This is a genomic window from Robiginitalea insularis, from assembly GCF_052497835.1.
Genome location: NZ_CP199296.1, coordinates 1,248,498 through 1,272,183 on the forward strand (window position 1 = coordinate 1,248,498; position 23,686 = coordinate 1,272,183).

Sequence of the window (23,686 nt, forward strand, 5' to 3'; positions counted from 1 at the left end):
ATACCAATTTGAAAAGTTAAAAGAAAACTCCCGGCAAAGGTAACTAATCTGCAGAAGGACTCAAAAAAAGAAACCCTGTAGCGTTTACAGGGTTATAAGGGATCTCGGCAATTTTTCTTTTTCACAGTATTCCGATGAAACCAAATTGCGGTTTCAGGTATTTACTTGCCGGTCCGAAACGGACAGTCAACCTTTAGATACGCAGATCAGGAAAAGGTTGCTTTTCCGATTGTGATACTAGTAAAAGAAGTGGTAATTTAGCCTTCCGAATAAAAAAAGATCGAGATATATGAGCAGTGAAAAAGACGCCAAGTTAAAAGCCCTGAAACTCACCCTTGACAAATTGGATAAAACCTATGGGAAGGGAGCCGTTATGAAGATGGGAGACAGTGTGGTGCAGGACGTGGAGGTAATACCCTCCGGTTCCCTGGGCCTGGATATTGCCCTCGGGGTAGGAGGTTATCCCAGGGGTCGCGTTATTGAAATATACGGGCCGGAGTCTTCCGGAAAGACCACCCTTACCCTCCATGCTATTGCAGAAGCGCAACGGGCTGGAGGTATCGCTGCCTTTATTGATGCCGAGCACGCTTTTGACCGTTTCTATGCAGAAAAATTAGGGGTAGATATAGACAACCTGATCATTTCACAGCCTGACCACGGAGAGCAGGCCCTGGAAATAGCAGATAACCTGATTCGCTCCGGCGCCATAGATATAGTTATCATCGATTCGGTAGCCGCTTTAACGCCCAAAAGTGAAATTGAGGGCGAAATGGGGGATTCTAAAATGGGATTGCATGCCCGACTGATGTCACAGGCCCTTCGAAAACTAACCGGGTCTATCAGCAAAACACACTGTACCGTTATTTTCATCAACCAGTTGCGGGAAAAAATCGGAGTAATGTTCGGTAACCCTGAAACAACAACAGGTGGAAATGCCCTGAAGTTTTATGCATCTGTTCGCCTGGATATTCGCAGGTCCACCCAGATAAAGGATAACGACGGTTCGGTTCAGGGGAACAAGACCCGCGTAAAAGTTGTTAAAAACAAGGTTGCACCCCCTTTTAAAACTGCCGAGTTCGACATCATGTACGGGGAAGGCATATCCAAAATCGGTGAAATACTGGACCTGGGAGTAGCCTATGAAATCATTAAGAAAAGTGGTTCGTGGTTTAGCTACGGAGATACAAAACTTGGACAGGGAAGGGATGCTGTCAAAACACTCTTGCAGGACAACCCTGAACTTTTGGAGGAATTGGAGGCAAAAATCAAGGAGGCTATTTCGATCCTCAAATAAAGGCACCCCAGTTCATTCCCTTAGTACTTATAAGCAACCTTTGGCCGGCTTTCCCATCTGTCTTTATGGAGTTTAAAGGAGATGTTGCATATGAAGACCTTTCTTTGGAAAACAGTACCGGCCTTGGTGCTGCTACTGCTGTTTTCATCCTGTGATATCAGCGATGATGACGCGAGCTATCACTTTGTTACGGTTCCTGTCCAGACGGTGGATATGCCGGAATCATTTACCCTCAATGAAACCTACACTATAGAAGTAACCCTTTTGATCCCGAACGGGTGTACTTCCTTTGAAGGTTTTGATGTAACTTCAGAAGGGGAAACCGTCCGCCGGGTCGTAGGAATCGGAACAGAGCGGGACAATGTTGCCTGCACCCAGGCCATTGAAGTTGTAAACAGTAGTTTCGAATTTCTGTGCCTGTATTCCGGGACCTACCTGTTTAAATTCTGGACAGGAGAGAATGAAGCGGGAGAACCGCAATTCCTTGAAATAGAAGTTCCGGTAACCCCCTGAAATGCAGGCGAATTTTCCGCTAATGCAACCAACATTTTGAAGCAGAAAGACCTCATACTTAAATGCAAAAAAGGGAATAGGGCTGCCCAGGAAAAACTGTACCGGGCCTACTCCGCAGTTCTGTATGGCCTTTGCCTGAAATACTCCAGGAACAAAACGGAAGCAGAAGACAATTTACACGACAGTTTTATGACCATTTTTGAGAAAATACATCAATATCGATTCAAAGGGTCATTTGAGGGCTGGATGAAACGTATTACTGTGAATACGGTTTTGCAGAAGTACCGTCGTGAGGAACCCCTCACACTAATTACGGAGGCAGAAGATTCTGCAGAGCATCACGAGAGCAGTGACATGCAGGATATCCCACTTGCGACCCTTTTGAAATACGTACAGGAGCTTCCCACCAAATACAGGATCACCTTCAATATGTATGTGCTGGATGGCTATACTCACAAGGAAATAAGCGAGGCCCTGGGAACCTCAGTAGGAACCTCCAAGTCCAATTTATCGAGGGCCAGGATGATCCTACAGGAAAAAATAAAAAATACAAATATTCATATAGCTTAATACCAGAGATATGAAGTCAAAAAATACAGACCGGATATTCCGCGAGCAACTCGAAGATTTCCAACAGGAACCGGAAGCAGCCGTTTGGCATCGCATTAATGAATCCCTGGACCTAAAAAAGAAACGCAGGAAAATCATTCCATTTTGGTGGAAGTTAGGGGGTGCTGCAGCTGTCCTGCTTCTGGCAGTATATCTGCTATCCCCGGATATCGGGCAACAACAGGATGTTCCGTCCATCACCAATTCTGAAAAAACCACTCCTGATTCCCCTATGGATTCCCAAACGGATAATGAACTTTCTCCTCCAGGACAGGAAGTGGTTGCTACTGATAAAACCCAGGAGCAAGAGAGTACTGATACCGGAAATGCCGGGGGTTCTGTACGGGATGAAAATACTAATGAAGTTTTGCAGGAGCACCAGAATACCGCTACACCCTTAAGGGAGCTGCCCTCGCCTGCTCAGCAATCAGGGATTGCCAGTAACCGGGAAATTACTCCTGACAAGGAGAGAATGGGGAACAAAGAAAGAACCGACAATGGAGTACCGGCCAAAACACTTGCCGAAACAAAATCCGAAAGCGGCAGGGATATTTCAAACAAAGCCATTGCGGAATTAATTGAAGAGGAGTCCCAAAAGGAAAGTGCCCTGGTGGAATCTCAGGCCAAAGAAGAACTGTTGGGCAATGCTGATGAGGAAGATGAGATTGTTGAACCGGATGCTTCAAATAAGCGCTGGTCAGTAGGCCCCAGCCTGGCACCCGTATTTTTTAATTCCTTTGGGAATGGCTCGCCTATTTCTCAAAATTTTGTGGCTAATTCAAAATCAGGGACCGTAAATATGAGTTACGGCCTAAATCTGTCTTATGAGGTCTCTAAAAAACTGAGCCTCCGTACCGGTATTCACCGCGTAGACTACGGTTATAATACAGGGGAAGTCGCCTTTACCTCTTCACCGAGTGCGGGCCCCAGTTCCCTGATTCGAACCATTAGTTACTCTGAAAATTCCAAAACTTTGGTGGTACAGAGTGCTGCAAATAACAATCCGCAATTAGATGCAGCCGCTGCCGATGTGGCTGCGCCCAGCCCTGCCAGGGAGGGGAATATGCTACAGGAATTCGGTTACTTGGAGCTGCCCCTCGAAATGCAGTACAACCTGGTCGATAAAAAATGGGGGCTGAACCTGATCGGGGGAATGAGTTCCCTTTTCCTGATCAATAATAGCGTAAGCCTGCAATCTGAAGGAGCGGCAACGGAAATTGGAGAGGCCACCAATATGAACGATGTGAATTTCAGCACAAACCTCGGCCTGGGGATTTATTACAATCTGAGCCCGACCATGCGGCTAAATATGCAACCCATATTCAAATATCAGCTCAATACTTTTTCGGAGACGGCTGGGAATTTCAACCCGTATTCTATAGGTATCTACAGCGGGCTGAATTTTAAATTTTAATCCCTTTGGCCCTGGCAAGTTTTTATCTAAAACCCGGGACCTTGCAGCAGGCTATTGCGAATCAGTTCGTAGGCGTGGTTCTTTAATGGTGCCGTATCTGCAGGGACCAGTTGTTTTGTTTGAATAAATGGATACACCCGGACTCTGAGCTCGCCTGGGGAGCCTTTAAAAATTGAAAATGGGAACCGCTTTTTTGCATCGAAAAAAACAATGGGAACAACGGGAATCTTATGGGCTATAGCCATTTTAAAGGCCCCGTCTTTAAAATCATCCAGCAACACATGCTCCTCAGGCACTCCTCCTTCGGGAAAAATACAGATGCTCAGGCCGCTTTCCAGCCTTTTTTGAGCCCGCCTGTACACCCCCGAACGACTACGGCTGTCTTCCCGGTCTACCATTATACAGACCCTCTTGTAGAAAAACCCAAAGATGGGGATCTTCACCAATTCTTTCTTCCCCACAAATACAAATGGGTTTCGGCTCACCCGCAGCATCAGCATTATATCCAGCATACTGGTGTGATTGGCGATAAGCATATAGCTTTTCCCCTTTACGAGTAGCTCCTCCCGCCGTATCCTGGGAAAACATCCCATTCCGTATAATATTACTGAGGCCCAGATATTGCGGGCAAGCCAGAAAAACTGCGGATAGGTTTTTTCAGATAGTGTAAAAAGGATCAGAAAGGGGGCGAATACAATTATGGGAAGGGTAACCAATATGTAAAACCAGCATCTGTAAAGTACCCGAGCTGTATTCTTTAGAACCCCTAACATGTTTTCAAAAGTAAGAATTTTGGGAGGGTTTTGGTATTTCTTTTACTTTTGTGCTTCCATTTTAAATCAGATATCAAATGCCGCGGATACTCACCGGAATACAAAGTACAGGAAGGCCACATCTGGGAAATATTCTGGGTGCCATACAACCGGCGATCTCCATGGCGGCAGCTCCCGAAAACGACTCTTTCCTTTTTATTGCAGACATGCATTCGCTCACGCAGATAAAAGACGGGGAACAGCTCCGCAGCAACACGTATGCAACTGCTGCAACCTGGCTCGCTTTCGGGCTTAATATTGAAAAGACTGTTTTTTACCGGCAAAGCGACGTTCCGGAGGTGAGTGAGCTGGCCTGGTATCTGAGTTGTTTTTTTCCGTATCAACGTCTGACCCTGGCGCATTCTTTTAAAGACAAGGCCGATCGGCTGGAAGATGTGAACGCCGGTCTTTTTACCTATCCGATGCTTATGGCAGCGGATATTTTATTGTACGACGCGGAATATGTGCCTGTTGGAAAAGATCAGTTGCAGCATCTTGAAATGACCCGTGATGTTGCCTCCAGGTTTCATGTTCAAATGGGGGAAACTTTTGTGATTCCGGAAGCCAGGGTTCAGGAAAGCACTATGTATGTGCCCGGTACCGATGGGCAGAAAATGAGTAAAAGCAAAGGTAATCTTATAGATATTTTCCTTCCCGATAAACAGCTACGAAAGCAAATCATGGGGATTGTTACCGACAGTACGCCCCTGGAAGAACCAAAAAACCCGGATACGGATACGGTATTTGCACTGTATAAAATTTTAGCTACCCCCGCCGAACAAGCAGAAATGCGGGCGAACTACCTGAAAGGAAATTACGGTTATGGCCATGCCAAACAAGCCCTTTACGAATGTATCCTCCAAAATTTTGGAGAAGCCAGGGAGAAATTTCATTATTATATGAGCAATACGGATGAAATTGACCAGGCACTTTCCACCGGAGCAGATAGAGCCCGAAAAGTGGCAAAGGACGTGCTGGGCCGTGTTCGGGAAAAATTGGGCTACTAACCCCTCTCAGGTACAATTTTTAATTCCTGGTTTCAAACCGCTTTCCAGGCAAGGAACGCAGCAGCCCTTTCAATTCCATTTGTAACAGCCTTGATGCCGTTTCGGCTATGGATAACCTTACATTAAAGGCGATATCATCCAGAAAAGCCTCTTTATTACCAGCCATAAACTCCATAATCTGAGCTTCCGTGGTGTCCAGCCCGGAAAGGTCCGGCAAGGTGCCGGTTTTAATGTCCGGTCCGGGGCCTTCCCAGTTCATGGACTCCAAAAATTTTTCAGTACTGTAAAAAAGCTGCGCTTTGTTCTCAAAAATAATTCGGTTGCATCCTTCGCTTTTTTTGTCCCCTACCCGACCCGGTACTGCGAATACCTCCCTTTGATAATTGAACGCCAGGTCTGCAGTCACCAGGCTCCCCCCGCTAACCGCTGATTCGACTACTACAGTGACCTGGCTTAAACCGGCAATGATCCTGTTGCGTTGTAAAAAATGATGTCTTTCCGGGCGCGTGCCTGTCCAGAATTCCGTGAAAAATCCACCCCTTACCACTACATCTTCAACATATTTATAGTGTTCCCTGGGGTATATTCGATCCAGCCCATGTGCCAGGCAAGCTATGGTGGTAAGGCCTAAATCCACAGCCAGCCGTTGGGCATAAATATCCACTCCGTAGGCAAACCCGCTGATAATTACAGGGTTTATATGTGCGATTCCGGGGAGGAAGTCATTGCAAAAGTCCCTGCCGTAAGTTGTCATACTCCGGGTACCAACTATGCTGATACAGGGTCGTTTGTTTAAAGCGAAATTGCCTTTTTGAAATAGTAATAAAGGGGCATCCTGGCATTGGGTCAGATAAAACGGATAGTTTTCATCCCAATAGGCCAAACAATGAACGCCCATAGCCGTCATTTTACGATACTGCGCTTCTGCAGCACGCAAATAAGATGTATCGCTTAGTTTCTGCCTGAGCTGGAAACCCCCTTTCCTTTTTTGAAAGCTGCTTTCGGAGCCCGGGGAAAAAATGGCCGACGGACTTCCGAAATATCGGATGAGTTTTCGTGCCCGAACAGGACCCAGGCCGGGAATTCGCTGTAACCGTATTAGTGAAATCAATTCATCTTCAGCCATTTGGTTCGTATTTCAATTCTGGCATTTTCCGATGTTGATAAAAAGCTGATAATCTGAATTGGTGAAACTGTTAAAAATTGTCATATTTGTCAAAATGGGAATCGAGAATCACATATCGTCACTGCTTTACAGGTATCAGTGCGTAGTTATGCCCACTTTCGGTGCATTCCTGACCCAAATAAAGCCTGCCTTCCTGCAAAAGGATAGCAACAGCTTTTTTCCCCCCAGAAAACAGCTGTCCTTTAACATACAGCTCAATTCCAACGACGGCCTCCTGGCATCCCATATCGCAGAAATTGAAAAATTATCCTATGAGGAAGCCCTTACTGCAATTGAGGAGCAGGCGAAGTCATGGATGAAAACAATAAGAGCAGAAGGAAAACTGGAGCTGGCAGACCTCGGCACCTTCAAATTGAACCATGAAGGGAAAATACTCTTCATCCCGGAAGAAAAAATAAACTACCTGACGGCTGCATTCGGTCTGAGTCCGGTTATTGCCAGTCCGGTAAGCAGGGAAGTAATGAAGGAGGAAGTAGAAGCCCTTGAATCCGAAATCCCATTTATTATTACCCCGGAAAGAAGGGCCAGCTCAGGTATACGCCCATTACTAAAGTACGCGGCCGTGGTTTTCCTGTCTGTGGCAGCTGGTATTAGCGGCTATATGTTTTATCAGCAAAAAGGATATTCGGATGCCATGGTTCGGGCAAACGCTCAGGAAGAGGTCTCCAGGAATATTCAGGAAGCCACCTTTTTTAAATCCCATCCCCTGGAGTTGCCTTCCATTACCGTGGAAATAGCTCACAAGCAAAAGGGAAATCACCACATTATTGCAGGGGCATTCCGTTTTAGGGAGAATGCAGATAAAAAGATCGCACAGCTAAAGGCCAAAGGATACAATGCCCGCTACCTCGGGGCTAATGCTTATGGTTTACACCAGGTAACTTATGGCAGTTATTCAAACCCAGCAGAAGCCCTCCAACAACTGCGGGAAATCAAACGTACGGAATCACCGGACGCCTGGTTACTTTCAGAAAGATAGATCCCTTCCCCCTTTTTTCACTTCTTGATTGCCAGGGTGTATCTTTGCAGCAGCAATTTTTAATGATAATATGAAGGTTAAAACACCCAGCGATTCCCGAACGATAATGACTGATCTGGTTTTACCCAGCGAAACGAATCCTCTGAATAACCTTTTCGGAGGTGAATTACTGGCCCGGATGGACCGTGCGGCCAGTATTGCAGCCCGCCGGCACAGCAGGCGGATTACCGTAACGGCCTCAGTAAACCATGTAGCCTTTAACCGTTCCATACCCCTGGGCAGCGTGGTAACCGTGGAAGCAGCTATCTCGAGGACCTTCAGAACATCTATGGAGGTATTTATTGACGTTTGGATAGAGGATCGCTTTAGCGGGGAACGAACCAAGGCCAATGAAGCCATTTATACTTTTGTTGCGGTAGATGATACGGGAATCCCAACTGAGGTTCCACCCATACAGCCGGAAACTGAATTGGAAAAACAGCGCTTTGAAGCTGCACTGAGGCGGAAACAACTCAGCCTGGTACTGGCCGGGAAAATGAAGCCGAATGAGGCCACGGAATTAAAAGCCCTGTTTATGGGTGACCAATAGGCATCCTGATAATTCCTGTAAATACTTAAGGGGAATATTTAAAATATACCTATCGTATTATTTTATAATCGATAGATCCACTCTTCCGGATTCAGGCGGGTCACGTCGCGATACAAATAGAATTTCAGCTGGGTCAATCCGTTGGACCGATTGGTATATATCTCGCCCAGTGCCTCTTTAGCTTCAACTTTGTCTCCCTTTTTTACATACAGTTCCGATAGATTGTAGTACGTACTGATATAATTCCCGTGCTTAACCTGTACCCCTTTATTTCCTCCGGGAACGGCCAGAATCGCAATTACCTCTCCTTCAAAAACCGCCCTTGCTTTAGCGCCCTCGTCCGTAGCGATAATCACCCCATTACTCTGATGCTTGATCCCCGGATAGACCGCATCCTGATAAACTCCGAATCCCTGTTTTTTTACCCCCTTTTCAACAGGCCAGATCAAATTTCCCTTATTGGCCGAAAAGTTACTGGCGATAAGGGTCGCCTCCGGAGTGAGTGCAAAACGCGACGCAGTTCTGTCCGACCCGCGCTTTTCACGGTTTGAAGCCGCTATAGCCTCCCGGATCAGACGATCGATTTGCCGGTCTATGGCACGGGCTTCTTTTTGCTTGGCATCTATCTCCTTAGCATATGCGCTTTCGTTCTGGCGAATACTCTGCAAAAGATCTTTTTGTGCCTTAACTTCTACCATTAACTGATCCCTGACCCTGCGGTTCTGCGCAATCAGCAGATCTTTTTCCTTGCGCTGCTGGGTGAGGTCCTGGTTCAGAGCGCTCAGGGCCTCCGTTTTCTCAATTATTTCCTCTCCCTGTCGTTTGCGAAATTGGGTGTATTGTTTAATGTACTGCAATCGCTTAAAAGCCTGGAAAAAACTTTGGGAAGATAGCAGGAACAACAATCGGTTTTGTTGGGACCTGTTCTGATAAGACTTACGGATCATCCGGGCATAATCAGTCTTCAGGGATTCGAGCTCCTCCCTCAGTTTGGAAATGTTTCGGATGTTGGCGTTAATCTGGCGATTGAGCAGGTTAGATTGCTGATTGGTTACCCGTATCAGTTCCTGCTGACGATTGATCTTTTGGTCGAGTGCCTCCATTTGATCCAGCACACTCCCCTTTTGCTTGCGCTCCGCGAAAAGCAGGCGGTTGATTTCCCTGATCTCATTTTCGAGTTGCTCCTTTTTTGATTCCAGGGCTTTTTGTTCCCCGGTCTGAGAAAATGAGTTCAGGCCCGTTAAAAACAGGAGTCCGAACAATATTCCCAGGAAAGAGTTCTTCATGTAGGGCCTCACTTAAAAGCAATGGGATTATAACCGCTTGGTATTCTGTAAGGGAACCGCAGGTCTTTGTTCAACTCTACCTGCTTGTAGGTTATCCCTATCGTAATTCTTTCGTCCTGATCAATGGCCGCTATATGCACTTGGTCCGGCAGTATTTCACCCTGAATTTTCTGGTAACTGGTATACCGAACTTCCATAAGTCGTTTTTGCTCTGGCCGGGCCAACTGCTGAGAGGCCATTTTAAAATAGGTGGGTTCAAAGGTCAGGAATAATTTATAGAGTTCCAGCGGCATCCTTGGCTTTAGCTCATAAGCCGTTGCCGTATATCCAATTTCGTATCGCCTTTCTTTTAAATCGATAATCGCCTGCCCCAATAACAGGTTCTGAAGCTTTTTAAAGTCTATTTCAGAGCCTAACAAATTACTCAGATAGCTGAAATCGCCTTCAAAGAATTCGTTGTTTAATTTGTTGTAGAAAGATACCCGCTCAGGGGTTATATAAACCTTTATAACGCCCAAAGGAGCGCTCAACCAGATTACCTCATCCCGTTTCATACGCAGGCTTACATTCACGCTTTGTTCACTGCTTCCATCAGAATACTCGATTCCCAGCCGGCTGTTTAGCGTTTTAAAGTTGACATCTGCCGCCAGATGGTTCCGGATGATCTTACCAGCGGTCAGTTTCTGATCTATCTTTCCCTCGGCCAGTATCCTGGTGCTGCTGCAGGAAACCAATAGTCCTGCCGCTAACACTCCTGTCATGATCTGTTTCCAAACAGCAATCTTCATAAGCCTTCTTTCAATTTGTTTGAATAATATGTTGCTTTTTCCATATTGCCTTTAAGGGAGTAAGCCTTGGACAATGCCTGGTATATCAGGGCATTTAAATCCGATGGGGCAATGAGCAGTTCTTCCCCCATCAGCAAGCTGGAGATGGAACTATCGATATCCTTTTGCTCCAGATAGGCCCTTCCCTGCTGATAGTAAAAGTAAGGCTGTAATGGAAATAATTCAATAGCCTCGGTGCTTAAATCCAGTAACTTAGCCCAATTCTGTTCCCTTTCAATGATTTCCAGACGCAGACGATAATCTTCCACTGATCCTTCCGGGATTTCTGCCTCTTTATCTTCAGTTGTTGCTGCTGCATTTTTATCCGTATTGGCGGCTTTAGACAATTGATTTAGTCTGGCCTTAAGCAGCCGCGTTCTGGGACTCCCCGGAAGACCATTCAGGGCTGTTTCTGCCTTTTGAATCTGCCCATGATCCAGATACCAGCTGGCCAGGTTCATTTTTAGTTTTGGCGAATCGGATGGAATAACGGCTCTGATTAATTCAAAATCCCGGTATTCCCTGGATAAAATTTCCATGAGTGTATTGAGGTACCAGTATTCTTCAGGGGCAGCTTTCAGGGCTGTAATGGCATAGGCTTCGGCCGCAGCTAATTCCCCGGAAAGCAGCATGACTTTTGCAAGCTCATGATCGATTACCGGGTTGTCTTCCTCCAGTTGTTTGCATTGCAGTAGTAATGCTCGGGCACGGTCGTAATTTTCAATTCCCTTTTCCTTAAGGGCTTCAAAAAACAATTCCTGGAAACGATCTGTGTACGCTTCCGTATATATTTCAGAACTGGCAGGCTCCTGTGCGTTTACCCGTGCAAACAAACATAAAATTGCCAAGGTCAATAGCCCATATGTAGGTTTGAATTTGGCCACAATAATGTTGTTTTTCTTAGATTTTTCCTGTGCTTCCAAAGCCCCCGCTCCCCCGCTGCGAATCCGTTAAAGCTGAAACTTCTTCCCATTCTGCCCTTTCATGCCTTGCAATCACCATTTGGGCAATGCGGTCCCCCTTGCTGATTATCACCGGTTCTTTGGATAAATTCACAAGAATCACGCCAATCTCACCCCGGTAATCTGCATCTATGGTTCCCGGGCTGTTGAGCACCGTAACCCCCTGTTTGGCCGCAAAGCCGCTTCTGGGCCTGATCTGGGCTTCATATCCGTCTGGCAATTCAATAAATAAGCCGGTTTTAACTACTGCCCGCTCCAGAGAATTCAGGGTTACGGGTTCAGCTATTTCAGCCCTTAGGTCCATGCCAGCAGCACCTGAAGTCTGATATTGTGGCAGCACATTCCCTGATTTGTTTACGATTTTTACCTTCATTTGCCCAGTAGTAATTTCAATAAGACTTCTTTCTCCATTCTGTAAAGAATACCCAAAAATACTAAAAGTAAACCCAGGCCCAGATAAAGGTTATTGTTAAATCCGTAATAAGAGATCGCGGAAAAGGCAATGGACAGGCCCATATAAAAACTGATTTTCCGCAGGTTATAAGGAATTGGATAATATTTCCGCCCCAGTGCATAAGATAACAGCATCATCGTGCCATAGGCTGCCAGGGTGGCCCAGGCAGATGCCTGATACCCGTACAGCGGGATAAACATAAAGTTTATTGCAATTGTAAGGGCTGCCCCCACAGCTGAAATGATCGCCCCAAAGCGGGTGCGGTCGGTAACCTTATACCATACGGACAGATTGTGGTAGATGCCCAGGCAAAAATTTGCCAGCAATACAATGGGCACAATCGCCATGGCCTCCCAATAAGCTTCATCCCTTATAAAGAGTACTTTTAGCACATCCGCAAATACCACCACCATTAGCAGGATAACACTTCCCAGGACAACGAAGTAATTCGTTATCTGCGCGTAGGCCTTTTTGGGGTTGTCTGACTGGGAATGACTGAAAAAAAAGGGCTCGATCCCCAGCCGGAATGCGGTAGCAAACAAGGTCATAAACATGGTCAGCCGATAACAGGCAGCATAAGTCCCCATTTCACTTTTGGCGATTTCGGGAGGAAGCAATTCCGTAAGCAGGTATTTGTCAAAAACTTCGTTGATGGTAAAGGCAATCCCGGCTATCATCACCGGAAGGCTGTAACGCAGCATCCGCTTAAAAAGAGCTGTATCAAAACCGCGTTTCAGACGAAAGTAATTGGGGCTTAGGATCAGCAGGGTTATGGCACTCGCTGTAAGGTTGGAAATCAGTATATAGGATACTTCATAATCGGGAACATAAAGGGCATTCCAGATTCCTTCCGTATCGGACAAGGCCAATTTGGGTAAAACAAGCAGAAAGAATAGGTTAAAACCGATATTGGTACAAACATTGGCGATTTTTATAATCGCGTAAACTCCCGGCTGTTCCTCCGCCCTGAGTTTGGCGAAAGGAATTATCACAAAGGCATCCAGGCAGAGGATCAGAATAAAATAGCCTATATACCGAAGTTCGATATTGAGAAGGTTTGCCAGGCTTTCCCGCATTGCAAAAGCAGCTATCAGAAAAATCAGTGTACTGCTCCCTACCGATAAAAGCGAGGTAGAAAGTACACTTTCCTTGTTAGCCTCCTTGCTGTAGAACCTGAAAAATGCCGTTTCCATTCCAAATGCAAGGATTACATTAAAGATGGCAAACCAAACAAAAATCAGCGATACTTCCCCGTATAGACCCGGAGCCATTACTGCAGTATACAGCGGCACCAGCAGGAAGGACAGCATCCTTGGCAATACCGTTGCCAGGCCGTAGATAAATGTTTGCTTGAATAATTTCTGGAAAAGCTTCAACTAGGGACGCATTAGACGCAAGTCCTAAATTAGGCAATTAGGCAGAACCCGCAAAGTCAGTTTTTTTGACGTCCCGGATATAGGGTGGTGGGTTTTTCCTTTACCCCCCTTATTTTGTAGTAATATTTCTTCCCGTCCGATTTTACCAAATAACTCATAACAGCCTCATCCGGGTTGAGTTTAAAGGGGAATTTACGGGTATCCGGAAGCGGCCTTGGAAGTTGATTGCCAACCTCTTTTGTGGAATCTGCATGCATGATGATATCTGTAGGCCCGGTCTGGGCATCTTTATAGGAAGCCTCAAGCTTAAAGCCGGTCTCCGTTTCCACAACCTCCAACTTCATGATCCTGCCCCTTACAAAAAGGGAGTCTACCACTATAGCCTCCGGGTCAAAAGGGTTCCAGCGTGCTGCAAAGTTCATCCCCCTTCCACTGCGCTCCATTCCTCCGCTCCAATATTGAAGGCTGGGGCTGTCCACTGTAAAGGGTGGTTCGGAAACCAGAGACTTTTGGGACGTACAGGCCGCAATCCCCAAAAGGCCTATAAAAAGGATATATATTGTTTTTTTCATCTTTTTGACTTCTTCACAATGTAAAGATAGCTATCCAAATTTGATGCCAGAATCAAAAATGGTCCGGAAAGCAGCTTCTGCCCGAAAATAGGAGTGATCATTACCGGGATTCAATAAAAAAGCCCTGAATTTAAATCCAGGGCCTTGTTTTGGTTTGTTTGACAGGGCTATTTGTTCAAAGCCTCAGCTCCACCAACAATTTCAAGTATCTCGTTAGTAATAGCCGCCTGCCTGGCTTTGTTATAAGTAAGGGTTAACTGCTCCTTAAGCTCCCCGGCATTATCTGTGGCCTTGTGCATAGCTGTCATCCGGGCTCCGTGCTCACTGGCAAAAGAATCCCTGATGGCTTTGAACAATTGTGTTTTTAAAGACTTTGGGATCAATTGCTCCACAATTTCCGCTTCGGAAGGTTCAAAAATATAATCCGATTTTTCATTTACCGAATCACTTGGCGGTTGAATAGGCAGGAACTGCTCCGACATCACAATCTGGGTAGCCGCATTTTTGAATTTGTTGTAAACCAGATCAATGCGGTCATAGGTTCCGCTATTAAACAATTCCATGAGCTCTTCGGCTATCTTTTCAGAAGCCTCAAAAGTTAGGTCATCGTATATCTCACTGTGATTGGCGGCAATTGTATATCGCTTCTTAAGGATATCAAGGGCTTTCTTTCCAATACAGAAGAAGTCTACCTCTTTGCCGGCATAGGTTTCCTCATGCAGGGAAACGCTCTGTTTTACGATATTGGAATTAAATGCCCCGCAAAGACCCCGGTTGGAACTGATTGCTACAACCAAAACCTTATTTACATCCCGAATCTCGGCAAACTTACTGCCACTGTCCCCATCCAGGTTTGCACTCAGATTCTGCAACAGTTCGGTAAGCTTGTCTGCATAAGGACGCATAGCGGTAATCGCATCCTGGGCCTTCTTCAGCTTTGCAGCAGACACCATCTTCATAGCAGAGGTGATCTGCATTGTAGAAGATACCGATGTGATCCGGTTTCGTATTTCCTTTAAGTTTGCCATAGTGTTGTATGCTATTTAAGCTGCCCCTCCCCAAAAATTATAGGCTGGGAAGGGAATTAACTTCAGGCCTTGTATTTACTTGATAGCTCTTTACACACCTGTGTGAGGGTGTCGGTGACCTCATCGGTCAGTTTCCCTGCTTTCAGGCTGTCCAGAACATCCCGGTGCTTCGCATTGAGGAATTCCAGGTAATCGCGCTCAAATTCTTTTACTTTTTCCACTGGAACATCCCTGAGCAGGTTCTTGGAACCGGCATAGATAATTGCTACCTGATCTTCAACTGTGAAAGGGTCATTCTGGGCCTGTTTCAGGATTTCCACGTTTCTTCTTCCCTTTTCAATCACGTTCAGGGTGGCCGCATCCAGGTCAGAACCAAACTTCGCAAATGCTTCCAGTTCGCGGAACTGGGCCTGGTCCAGCTTAAGGGTTCCAGCTACCTTTTTCATCGATTTGATCTGGGCCGATCCTCCCACACGGGATACGGAGATCCCCACGTTAATTGCGGGCCGGACTCCCTGGTTAAACAGGTCCTGCTCCAGGAATATCTGTCCGTCCGTAATGGAAATCACGTTGGTTGGAATGTAGGCGGAAACGTCTCCTGCCTGGGTTTCGATGATCGGAAGGGCCGTAAGGGATCCTCCTCCTTTAACAACCTTCTTGAGGGTATCCGGAAGATCATTCATGTTTTTGGCAATCTTGTCGTCATCAATCACCTTGGCCGAGCGCTCCAACAAACGGGAGTGCAGGTAGAATACGTCTCCGGGATACGCCTCACGCCCTGGTGGACGTCTCAGTAGCAGGGATACCTCCCGGTAAGCAACTGCCTGTTTGGAAAGGTCATCGTAAATGATCAGAGCCGGGCGACCGGTATCTCTGAAATACTCACCGATAGCCGCTCCGGCAAAGGGGGCATATACCTGCATAGGTGCAGGATCGGATGCGTTTGCTGCAACAATAGTGGTGTAAGCAAGGGCGCCTTTATCTTCAAGGGTCTTGGCAATAGCCGCTACGGTAGAAGCTTTTTGTCCGATAGCTACATAAATACAGTAAACCGGGTTTCCTGCATCGTAAAATTCTTTTTGGTTGATGATGGTGTCAATACAAACGGTGGTTTTACCAGTCTGCCGGTCACCAATTACCAGCTCTCGCTGTCCGCGGCCAATCGGGATCATGGCATCAATCGCCTTTACACCTGTTTGCAAGGGTTCATTTACAGGCTGACGGAAGATTACTCCGGGTGCTTTGCGTTCCAGAGGCATTTCAAACAGCTCTCCTTCTATAGCACCTTTCCCATCGATAGGGGTTCCAAGGGTATCCACCACACGGCCCACGATGCCTTCCCCAACATTGATAGAGGCGATTCGCTGGGTACGCTTTACGGTATCTCCTTCCCCTACTTGCCTGGAGGGTCCCAAAAGTACTACCCCCACATTGTCTTCTTCCAGGTTCAGAACAATTCCTTCCAAACCTCCATCGAATTCCACCAACTCCCCGTACTGGGCGTTGGATAATCCATAAACTCGGGCAATACCATCCCCAACCTGAAGTACGGTACCCACTTCATCAAGGGTAGCCGTTGCCTCAAATCCTGACAATTGCTTCTTTAAGATCGCTGTTACTTCAGCTGCTTTAATTCCGGCCATTTTATTATTTATAAAGGCGATCCGGCGATCCGGATCGGGTTATACAATTAATTCTGTATTAATTCTCTTTTCAAGTTTCCGAGCTTGCTGGCAATGCTGGCATTGTACTCCAGGTCTCCCACACGCAGAATAAATCCGCCGATCAGGCTCTCATCAACAGTATTTTCGATACTTACCTCTCCTCCGGTAATGGATTCGATTTGTTTTAACAATTTCTTTTCCAGCTCTGCTGTCAATGGCACGGCAGTCACCACTTTAGCGATATCCTGTCCTTTTGCCTTTTCGCACAGCGCAATAAATTCGGAGGCTACTACATCCAGTATTCCTATCCGCTTATTTCTGGAAAGCAGCTTAAACAATTTAAAGCTTAGCGGCTGGGAGCCTTTGAATAAAACTTCCATTGCCTTTTCCTTATCTGCAGAGTTCAGTACCGGGCTGTTCAGCACATCATTAAGGGATTCATTCCCCTCAATGGTTTCTGCCACCAGACGCATGTCCTTTTCAACCGTCTTGACTGCCTTCTGTTCTATGGATAATTCCATAAGCGCCTTGGCATAACGATAAGCTACTCTCCTCTCGCTCATACTACTAGCGTAATTTGATGTCTTCGACCAGCTTGTTTACCAACTTTAGCTGCTTGTCTGTATTATCCAGTTGCCCCCCGAGGACTTTTTCCGCTATTTCCAGTGAAAGGCTTGCAACCTCGTTCTTTATGTCTGCGATGGCTGCCCTCTTTTCACCCTCAATGCTTTGCTGGGCTTTTTTGATCATTTTATCTCCTTCTGTCTCAGCCTGTGCCTTTGCCTCGGCAATCATCTTTTCTTTTATTTCCCGGGCTTCTTTAAGCATGGCCTCGCGTTCGGCACGAGCTTCCTGCAACAGTTTTTCACTATCGGCGGTTACATTCTGCATCTCTTTTTTGGCATCTTCAGCAGCCGCCAATGCATTTTTTATCCCTTCTTCGCGTTCATTAACAGCCTTCAGGATGGGTTTCCACGCAAATTTCCGCAATAAGAGCAGAAGCAGGATAAATAAAATGGTCTGCCAGAAAAAGAGGCCTATCGAAAACTCGTTAATTAATTTTTCCATTGCTTTGTCTTTACCTTATGAATTTTCCTTTAAACCCCGCCCGTTTGTACCAACCGTATAAACAGGCGGAGTATGATGCTGGTTTAGCCTGCGAAAATCGCAGCAAAACCAATACCTTCAATAAGCGCCGCTGCAATCAGCATCGCTGTCTGAATTTTACCATAGGCCTCAGGCTGACGGGCAATTGCTTCCATTGCACGTCCACCAATCATACCGATACCGATACCGGCACCGATCACGGCTAACCCTGCTCCTACTACACTTGGAATTTCCATAAAATAATTATTAAAAAATTAAACAATTCAACTATAAATGTGCGAGCTCCGCATCGTCGTGATCGTGCTCGTGTTCTTCTGCGGCAAAACCAAAATACAAGGCTGCCAGCATGGTGAAAATATACGCCTGTAAGAGTGCTACAAGCACCTCTATAAGGGAAATAGCGAAACTCAGTCCAAAAGACAAGGGCCCGCCAACCCAACTTTTAAAGATAAAGATCAGCCCGATCAGACTCATCAATACCACGTGGCCTGCCGTCATGTTTGCATACAAACGGATCAGCAGTGCAAAAGGCTTGATAAACATCCCCAGGACCTCAATGGGAACAAGAATGATATAGATAACCATTTTGCCGTACCAGGGCATTCCATCCCCCAGCGGGTCAAAAATATGTTTCCAGTAATCTTTGGTCCCTGTGAAATTGGTAATAAAGAATACAATTACCGCCAGGGCCGTAGTTACGGCAATGTTACCGGTAACGTTGATCCCCAGTGGAGTGAGCCCGAACATATTCAAAAACCAGATGAAGAAAAATACTGTGAGCAGGAACGGCATGTAACGCTTGTATTTCTTCTCTCCGATATTAGCAATGGCGATGTCATCTCGTATGTACAGAACGATAGGCTCAAAAAAGCGTCCAATCCCTCTGGGAACACTTCCGTTTCGGGCGTAACTCTTTGCCAGGCTACTGAATAACCAGATCAATAAGAGGCCGGTAACCAGCATCATCACCACGTTTTTGGTAATAGAAAAATCAAGTGGCTTTACATTGGTGGGATGGTGCTCCTCATCATAGGTGATGGTCCCTTCAGCATCTGTACGGTATATTTTGCCGTGCTCCAGTGCGTAATAAGCTCCCCCGGCTTCCGCAACGGTTTCCCCGTGATGCAGTTCTGAGGAAGAAAATACTTTCAATCCGTCATCCCAGAGAATAACCGGTAATGGAAAACCAAAATGTTCTTCCTCTCCGGCATCATTAGTATAAGAAAAGATGGTAAAATCGTGAGAGTCCTGCAGGTGGTGCTCGATAAACTCCTTGATTTCAGCTTTGCGGCTTTGAGGAGTGTCTTCCGTATCAGTGCTGCTTTCTTTGGCGATCGCATTTGGACCCGATAAAAGGATTACAAAGGCAATAAGGTACTTCACCAGGGTTTTATGCATGTCTCTAGGATCTAAGGGTCTCTAAAAATCGGTGCAAATGTACGGCATTCCTTTAAAAAGAAAAAAGCATTTAAATTTTATTTTAAAGCTTTGGAAGCTAGCGGAATCAGGGGAAGTTTTTTTCCATATTCCGCAACAGGAGGGAGGCAAAAAGTGTTTCCAGGATCAGGGCTACTGCGTAGGGTACGAAAAAGGCCGCAAACTCGGAACGACCGAGGCTGCCATCAGTGGCATACCCCGGATAGAAGAAAATAAAGAAACCCAGGAATTTGAGGAGGCTGCCGGCAATAAATAAAAAGCCAATCTGGTTTTTGAGTTTCTGGCGAAAAACATAGAGCAACAATACAATTCCAAAGGCCAGGATAAAGTTGAAGAGATAAGTCCCCGGCAGGGCCTCACCGAAAGCGTCCAGCCCGTTGCTGATGCGCAGCCAGCAGTGTATCCCAAAGGCTATGCAAAGGCTAAATAAGAGGATTGCAGCATAACGCCATAGAAAACCTGAATCCTTCATCAGTATTTGACCTGTTTGATTTGTCTGAGAACGACCCATAGGGATATCCCGACACCCAAAAGGGTCGCAATGGCTGTAAAAATTCGTTTTTCAGTTGCGTAGTAGCTATCCAGCCACATTCCTCCCCGGGCAAACAAATAGATAATGACCCCCATTTCAATGGCAATGCCTGAGAGGATTGCGAGGTTTTTTATAGGGTTCCTGTCTTTTTTATCAGGAGGCTTTGGCACGCTCGGATGTATTGGCAGAGCCTCCATCGGATGGTTTCATCCCGGAAGCAGCAGAAGTGGGTGTACTGGCAGTCCCAACGGCGCCTTTCCCTTTCATGGTGCAGGACGCATTAAAAGTAGCCCCGGGTTCCACGGCCAGTTTGGAAACGCTAACGGTACCTTCAATAACCGCTGAATCCTTCAGGGAAAGCAGTTCAGAAACGAATAATTCTCCATTAAAGCTGCCTTCAATATCGGCATTCACGCATTCTACTTTTCCATGGATATAGCCACCCTTTCCAATGACTACCTTCCCGGAAGTTTTTACATTTCCATCCAGTTTTCCGTCAATACGGAAATCGGCTTCGGAAATAATATCTCCTTTTATTTTGGTGTTCTTTTCGATTCGGTTGGGTTGTCCTCCAATTTCGTTCATAGCTCTGGGTTTTTTGTTATCTGAAAACATGGTAATTAGGGTTTTGGGGATTGTATTGTGTTTCTGTAATCGTCTATATTCTTATGAACCTGGATAATTTTATAGTTAGAGGATAAAATTACAAAATTCTCACGCTCAATAAGATAATCCTTATTGTTTTTTAGCAGTTCCAGATATCCCAGGGCAAAGTCACGTGAAGGGAAACCATGTACCACCACGTATGCGTCTTCCAGATCATAGATGTCTCTGGATACCCTGTTTTTATAATTGAGATCCTTAAGGGATTTCTCGAGTTTTCCTGCAAGCTTTTCAGCTTCCTCAACCTGGTAACGCTTAAAGGGAAATACAACTTTCCAGTTTTCCCGTCCTTTGGAGTCATTTGCCCTTGAAAATTCCTTGTTTTCCAACTGCGGAATCTGTTCGTCTATCATGGTTTGGGCCTGCTTGCCTTCCGGGCTGTTGGGGTAATTGAGCGCCACGTAATTCAGGGCTTCCTTAAATGCAATAAAGCCCTGTAAACGGCCGATTGCATTAGCCTTAAGCAGTTCCAGCTTCGGAACAATCGGATCTCCTGTAAATTGATTGATGCTCTTCTCCGCCCCGGTTATCACTTCCAAAAAGCGTTGCTCGCGGAAGGCCCTGAACAATTCCCCATATCTGCTGTCCGGACTGTTTTCAAGGGCGGAAAGTTCTATTTCGGGATTGGTCAGGATGGCCGCATACCGGCTATCCGGGTGGTTTTGGATGATGTCGGAGCGCATGTTTTCCCAAAGCGGGCTGTCTACCGCCTCATAAATCTTCAGCAGGTTATATTTGGAAGGGAGTATCAGACGCTCCTCCGGATTGGAGGCAAGTACTTTCTCGAGTTTGCCGGCTGCCAGCATCAGTTCTTTGAATTTCTCCTTGTAAATAAGCCCCAGTTGATAATTCGCAAAATTTCGCTCGTGCTGAAGACTGTCAATTAGTAGCGGGTCTTTTGGTATGCGATCCAGATAAAAATCCAGGGAATAGCGCTGCTCCTCCGAAAGGACGTCTGCCTCATCTGCAATGTCTGAATCGGCGGTGAGGGCTTCCTGTTCTGTTAAAATACGAGCCTTACTGCTCCATCTCCAGTTATCCTCCAGTTCCCGGTTACCCCACTTATTGGTAAATGCTGTTTTCCCGTATCCCAGGCTGGTGATATTATAGAAATAAAATTTTCCCTTGTTCTGTTTACCCCCTTTGGTTTCCGCAAAAGCCGCAAACCCGGTACTGGCCTGCTGCTCCTTCTTCAGGGCTTCTGCTTCGGCAACGGCCTTTAAGGAGTCAATGTGGTTCTGAAAATAAATTTCCCGCTCAACCGGGCTCATATTGTAAATGCGAATAACACTGTCAGTATACTGAACTACTTCCTCATAGGTAATTACATCATCCAGGTTGTCCCTTTTTTTGCGGATGGCCCGGAAAGTAAGGGTGTTTTCATCCAGGTTCATCAAAACACTGTCATAATAGGCCCCGGCTGTCCGGTAGCTGTTTTCGTCAAAATAGTGATCTGCAAGGTCCTGATAATTCAGGGCATTCAGCTGTGGTTTTTGCTGCGTCTTCCTGAGGGATTGGTTGTAATAGGATAAGGCCAGGCTGTCCGATCCGGTTTGCTGATGGTGTTCGGCCAGTTGCCGGTATATAATATCAAGAAAGGGACGGTTCTCCCGGTCTTCTTCCAGTTCAGTCAGGTATTCCAGCAAATCCTCTTCATTTTCGGGATCTATTGGCGTATTCTGTATTTTTCTCAAATGGGCATTGATAAGGTACACCCTGGGAATCCTCCTGTTTAGCGCAATAATTTTATCAAAGGCAATGTTGGCACTGTCTTTATAGCCCAGCTGGTTAAACAGCTGTCCGATGATGAACAAATACCTCCCTTCTTCAGCCGGTTTGCGCGTATAGGCAACAGCAGTTTTCAATTCCTGTATGGCTGTGTCCGGGGCATTCAGGTTAATATAGGCCTGTCCCATAATGGCTCTCGCATCGGCATATTCCTGATCTTTTAGCCGTTCAAATTTAAAAAGGCGTTTCAGGTTTTTAATGGCCAGCTCCTCATACCCCAGGCGGATGTTGGTTTTTTCCCTCCAGATCGTCGCTTCGTTCAGCTTGTCACTTTCCTCGTATTTCCGCAGTACATAATTAAATGCTTCCAGGGCGGGGATATAGCGCTCGTCAAAGTATCTCGATTTTCCGAGCAACAAGAAGGCCTCATCGGTTTGAGGGTTGCGCTCCTGATCGGAAATATCCATGCTGTGTTTCTGGATGGCCTTTGCAGCTTTTTCTTCGGCTTTAAGGAAATTGGGGTTGTTATCCTCCGAATCCAGCTTGATCTCTCCCGATACTTCCAGGCGCTCTACCGGAAGGATTTCCCAGTAGTTATCTCTGTAAGATTCATTGAGTTGTTCACGGCCCTCTTCAAAGGCCAGGTTCCCGTTATAAAGGACATTATACTTCGTATTCAGGGCATGCCAATTCCTATTGACAAAAGAGTCTTTCTTGGTGGAACATCCCACCAGCAAAACTCCCGCGCCCAACAGGTAAAACAAAAAATTGAAACGAAGCTTCAAAATTCCCGGTATTCTTATGTATCCTTAACTACAAAAGGCAGTTTTTAGTATGCCGGCACACCGCAAATCAGAAGATATTGACGTCTTATTCGGGAAATAACCTATCACTAACCCTTTAGCAGTAGTTTTTACCGACGGCAGGACTATTCCGCCAGGGGTTAATTGTCAAAGAAGGCTTCCAGCTCTTTTAGAGTCTCTGGAGAGGTCTCAATATCCTTAACAACTACTCCTTTATCAAGCACCACAATACGCTCGCAAACTTCGGTTACATGAATCAGGTCATGACTGGAAACCAGAACCGTTACTTCACGGTTGGCGGCCAGGTCTTTCAGTATTTTTTTTAAACGGATTTGAGTGGTAGGGTCCAGGTTGGCAAAGGGCTCATCCAGGATGATTACCTCCGGGTTTCCGATGAGCGATGCCACGATCCCCACTTTTTTCTGATTCCCTTTTGAAAGGTCTCTGAGGTATTTCTTCTGATTGAGGATTTCCCCGTGAAAGAAATCTTCAAATCCTCCAATGAGCGCATCTACATCCTTTTTACTTTGCCCTCTCAATTCCCCGATAAAATAAAAGTACTCCTCAGGAGTCAGATAACCGATCAGAAAGCTTTCATCTATAAAAGCCGAGGTAAAGGGTTTCCAGGCCTCGCTTTTGCGCACTTCAATCCCATTATTGGTAATCCCTCCTGAACTGGGCTGAATAAGATCCAGCAAAAGGCTGAAGAAAGTTGTTTTTCCGGCGCCATTATTCCCAACCAAGCCGAAGCACTGTCCCTTTGGGATTTCCAGCTTTTCAATATTGAGCACGGTTTGGGCACCGTACTTTTTTGTTAAGTCTTCTGCGACAATCATAATTTTCT

At 46.0% G+C, this 23,686-nt stretch carries 26 protein-coding genes; 7 read left to right on the forward strand and 19 right to left on the reverse strand.

Features of this window, described 5'->3' with window-relative positions:
• The first annotated feature begins 289 nt into the window (after window positions 1–289).
• From recA to ACT6NV_RS05735, 4 genes are all read left to right on the forward strand, one after another.
• Complete coding sequence (gene recA / locus ACT6NV_RS05720) at window positions 290–1,294, forward strand: recombinase RecA (protein WP_445386297.1); 1,005 nt, start codon at window positions 290–292, stop codon at window positions 1,292–1,294.
• Between the two features lie 90 nt (window positions 1,295–1,384).
• Complete coding sequence (locus ACT6NV_RS05725; RefSeq protein WP_445386298.1) at window positions 1,385–1,807, forward strand: hypothetical protein; 423 nt, start codon at window positions 1,385–1,387, stop codon at window positions 1,805–1,807.
• A 36-nt stretch (window positions 1,808–1,843) separates the two neighbouring features.
• On the forward strand, window positions 1,844–2,377 hold the full coding sequence (locus ACT6NV_RS05730; protein ID WP_445386299.1) for an RNA polymerase sigma factor: 534 nt from the start codon (window positions 1,844–1,846) through the stop codon (window positions 2,375–2,377).
• Window positions 2,378–2,387: 10 nt separating this feature from the next.
• Window positions 2,388–3,830 carry an outer membrane beta-barrel protein gene (locus tag ACT6NV_RS05735; protein WP_445386300.1) on the forward strand — a complete coding sequence of 481 codons (1,443 nt, stop codon included), beginning with the start codon at window positions 2,388–2,390 and terminating at the stop codon, window positions 3,828–3,830.
• A 26-nt stretch (window positions 3,831–3,856) separates the two neighbouring features.
• Here ACT6NV_RS05735 and ACT6NV_RS05740 read toward each other — a convergent pair whose 3' ends face one another.
• Window positions 3,857–4,603, reverse strand: coding sequence for a lysophospholipid acyltransferase family protein (locus ACT6NV_RS05740; protein ID WP_445386301.1), 747 nt, complete (start codon window positions 4,601–4,603; stop codon window positions 3,857–3,859).
• A 77-nt stretch (window positions 4,604–4,680) separates the two neighbouring features.
• Here ACT6NV_RS05740 and trpS point away from each other — a divergent pair, with 77 nt between their 5' ends.
• On the forward strand, window positions 4,681–5,649 hold the full coding sequence (gene trpS, locus ACT6NV_RS05745; RefSeq protein ID WP_445386302.1) for a tryptophan--tRNA ligase: 969 nt from the start codon (window positions 4,681–4,683) through the stop codon (window positions 5,647–5,649).
• 19 nt (window positions 5,650–5,668) lie between these two features.
• On the opposite strand, the gene dprA is transcribed toward trpS, so the two are convergent.
• Window positions 5,669–6,775, reverse strand: a complete 1,107-nt coding sequence (gene dprA / locus ACT6NV_RS05750) for a DNA-processing protein DprA (protein WP_445386303.1) — start codon at window positions 6,773–6,775, stop codon at window positions 5,669–5,671.
• Window positions 6,776–6,869: 94 nt separating this feature from the next.
• Here dprA and ACT6NV_RS05755 point away from each other — a divergent pair, with 94 nt between their 5' ends.
• Together ACT6NV_RS05755 and ACT6NV_RS05760 are read left to right on the forward strand one after the other, a co-directional pair.
• The gene (locus ACT6NV_RS05755) at window positions 6,870–7,814 is read left to right on the forward strand and encodes an HU domain-containing protein (RefSeq protein ID WP_445386304.1); all 945 of its coding nucleotides are present in this window, start codon (window positions 6,870–6,872) and stop codon (window positions 7,812–7,814) included.
• A gap of 70 nt (window positions 7,815–7,884) precedes the next feature.
• Entirely contained in the window at window positions 7,885–8,403 is a 519-nt protein-coding gene (locus tag ACT6NV_RS05760; RefSeq protein WP_445386305.1) for an acyl-CoA thioesterase, read from the forward strand.
• A gap of 62 nt (window positions 8,404–8,465) precedes the next feature.
• On the opposite strand, the gene ACT6NV_RS05765 is transcribed toward ACT6NV_RS05760, so the two are convergent.
• The 17 genes from ACT6NV_RS05765 to ACT6NV_RS05845 all read right to left on the reverse strand — a co-directional run bounded on the left by ACT6NV_RS05765 (window position 8,466) and on the right by ACT6NV_RS05845 (window position 23,678).
• Window positions 8,466–9,689: a murein hydrolase activator EnvC family protein gene (locus tag ACT6NV_RS05765; RefSeq protein WP_445386306.1), complete on the reverse strand. Its 1,224-nt coding sequence runs from the start codon at window positions 9,687–9,689 to the stop codon at window positions 8,466–8,468.
• Between the two features lie 8 nt (window positions 9,690–9,697).
• The gene (locus ACT6NV_RS05770) at window positions 9,698–10,477 is read right to left on the reverse strand and encodes a DUF4292 domain-containing protein (RefSeq protein WP_445386307.1); all 780 of its coding nucleotides are present in this window, start codon (window positions 10,475–10,477) and stop codon (window positions 9,698–9,700) included.
• The gene (locus tag ACT6NV_RS05775) at window positions 10,474–11,400 is read right to left on the reverse strand and encodes a tetratricopeptide repeat protein (RefSeq protein WP_445386308.1); all 927 of its coding nucleotides are present in this window, start codon (window positions 11,398–11,400) and stop codon (window positions 10,474–10,476) included. Before ACT6NV_RS05775 ends, ACT6NV_RS05770 begins: the two co-directional genes overlap by 4 nt.
• Window positions 11,401–11,416: 16 nt before the next feature.
• On the reverse strand, window positions 11,417–11,851 hold the full coding sequence (dut, locus tag ACT6NV_RS05780) for a dUTP diphosphatase (RefSeq protein ID WP_445386309.1): 435 nt from the start codon (window positions 11,849–11,851) through the stop codon (window positions 11,417–11,419).
• The gene (locus tag ACT6NV_RS05785) at window positions 11,848–13,308 is read right to left on the reverse strand and encodes a lipopolysaccharide biosynthesis protein (protein ID WP_445386310.1); all 1,461 of its coding nucleotides are present in this window, start codon (window positions 13,306–13,308) and stop codon (window positions 11,848–11,850) included. The genes dut and ACT6NV_RS05785 overlap by 4 nt, the downstream gene beginning before the upstream one ends.
• A gap of 56 nt (window positions 13,309–13,364) precedes the next feature.
• Window positions 13,365–13,880 (reverse strand): hypothetical protein, encoded by a 516-nt coding sequence (locus ACT6NV_RS05790; protein ID WP_445386311.1) that lies wholly within the window; start codon window positions 13,878–13,880, stop codon window positions 13,365–13,367.
• A gap of 167 nt (window positions 13,881–14,047) precedes the next feature.
• Window positions 14,048–14,908, reverse strand: a complete 861-nt coding sequence (gene atpG / locus ACT6NV_RS05795) for an ATP synthase F1 subunit gamma (RefSeq protein ID WP_445386312.1) — start codon at window positions 14,906–14,908, stop codon at window positions 14,048–14,050.
• 62 nt (window positions 14,909–14,970) lie between these two features.
• Window positions 14,971–16,551, reverse strand: coding sequence for a F0F1 ATP synthase subunit alpha (gene atpA, locus ACT6NV_RS05800; protein WP_445386313.1), 1,581 nt, complete (start codon window positions 16,549–16,551; stop codon window positions 14,971–14,973).
• 47 nt (window positions 16,552–16,598) lie between these two features.
• A complete protein-coding gene (gene atpH, locus ACT6NV_RS05805; protein WP_445386314.1) occupies window positions 16,599–17,135 on the reverse strand; it encodes an ATP synthase F1 subunit delta in 537 nt (178 codons plus the stop codon).
• A gap of 4 nt (window positions 17,136–17,139) precedes the next feature.
• The gene (locus ACT6NV_RS05810) at window positions 17,140–17,640 is read right to left on the reverse strand and encodes a F0F1 ATP synthase subunit B (RefSeq protein ID WP_445386315.1); all 501 of its coding nucleotides are present in this window, start codon (window positions 17,638–17,640) and stop codon (window positions 17,140–17,142) included.
• 83 nt (window positions 17,641–17,723) lie between these two features.
• Complete coding sequence (atpE, locus tag ACT6NV_RS05815; RefSeq protein WP_015753297.1) at window positions 17,724–17,915, reverse strand: ATP synthase F0 subunit C; 192 nt, start codon at window positions 17,913–17,915, stop codon at window positions 17,724–17,726.
• 31 nt (window positions 17,916–17,946) lie between these two features.
• Window positions 17,947–19,077 carry a F0F1 ATP synthase subunit A gene (gene atpB / locus ACT6NV_RS05820; RefSeq protein WP_445386316.1) on the reverse strand — a complete coding sequence of 377 codons (1,131 nt, stop codon included), beginning with the start codon at window positions 19,075–19,077 and terminating at the stop codon, window positions 17,947–17,949.
• A gap of 106 nt (window positions 19,078–19,183) precedes the next feature.
• Window positions 19,184–19,588 carry a DUF6168 family protein gene (locus ACT6NV_RS05825; protein ID WP_445386317.1) on the reverse strand — a complete coding sequence of 135 codons (405 nt, stop codon included), beginning with the start codon at window positions 19,586–19,588 and terminating at the stop codon, window positions 19,184–19,186.
• Window positions 19,588–19,818: an AtpZ/AtpI family protein gene (locus tag ACT6NV_RS05830; RefSeq protein WP_445386318.1), complete on the reverse strand. Its 231-nt coding sequence runs from the start codon at window positions 19,816–19,818 to the stop codon at window positions 19,588–19,590. Before ACT6NV_RS05830 ends, ACT6NV_RS05825 begins: the two co-directional genes overlap by 1 nt.
• Window positions 19,802–20,263, reverse strand: coding sequence for a bactofilin family protein (locus tag ACT6NV_RS05835; protein WP_445386319.1), 462 nt, complete (start codon window positions 20,261–20,263; stop codon window positions 19,802–19,804). The genes ACT6NV_RS05830 and ACT6NV_RS05835 overlap by 17 nt, the downstream gene beginning before the upstream one ends.
• Before the next feature lie 5 nt (window positions 20,264–20,268).
• Window positions 20,269–22,824, reverse strand: a complete 2,556-nt coding sequence (porW, locus tag ACT6NV_RS05840; RefSeq protein ID WP_445386320.1) for a type IX secretion system periplasmic lipoprotein PorW/SprE — start codon at window positions 22,822–22,824, stop codon at window positions 20,269–20,271.
• 158 nt (window positions 22,825–22,982) lie between these two features.
• On the reverse strand, window positions 22,983–23,678 hold the full coding sequence (locus ACT6NV_RS05845) for an ABC transporter ATP-binding protein (RefSeq protein ID WP_445386321.1): 696 nt from the start codon (window positions 23,676–23,678) through the stop codon (window positions 22,983–22,985).
• Window positions 23,679–23,686 lie beyond the last annotated feature (8 nt).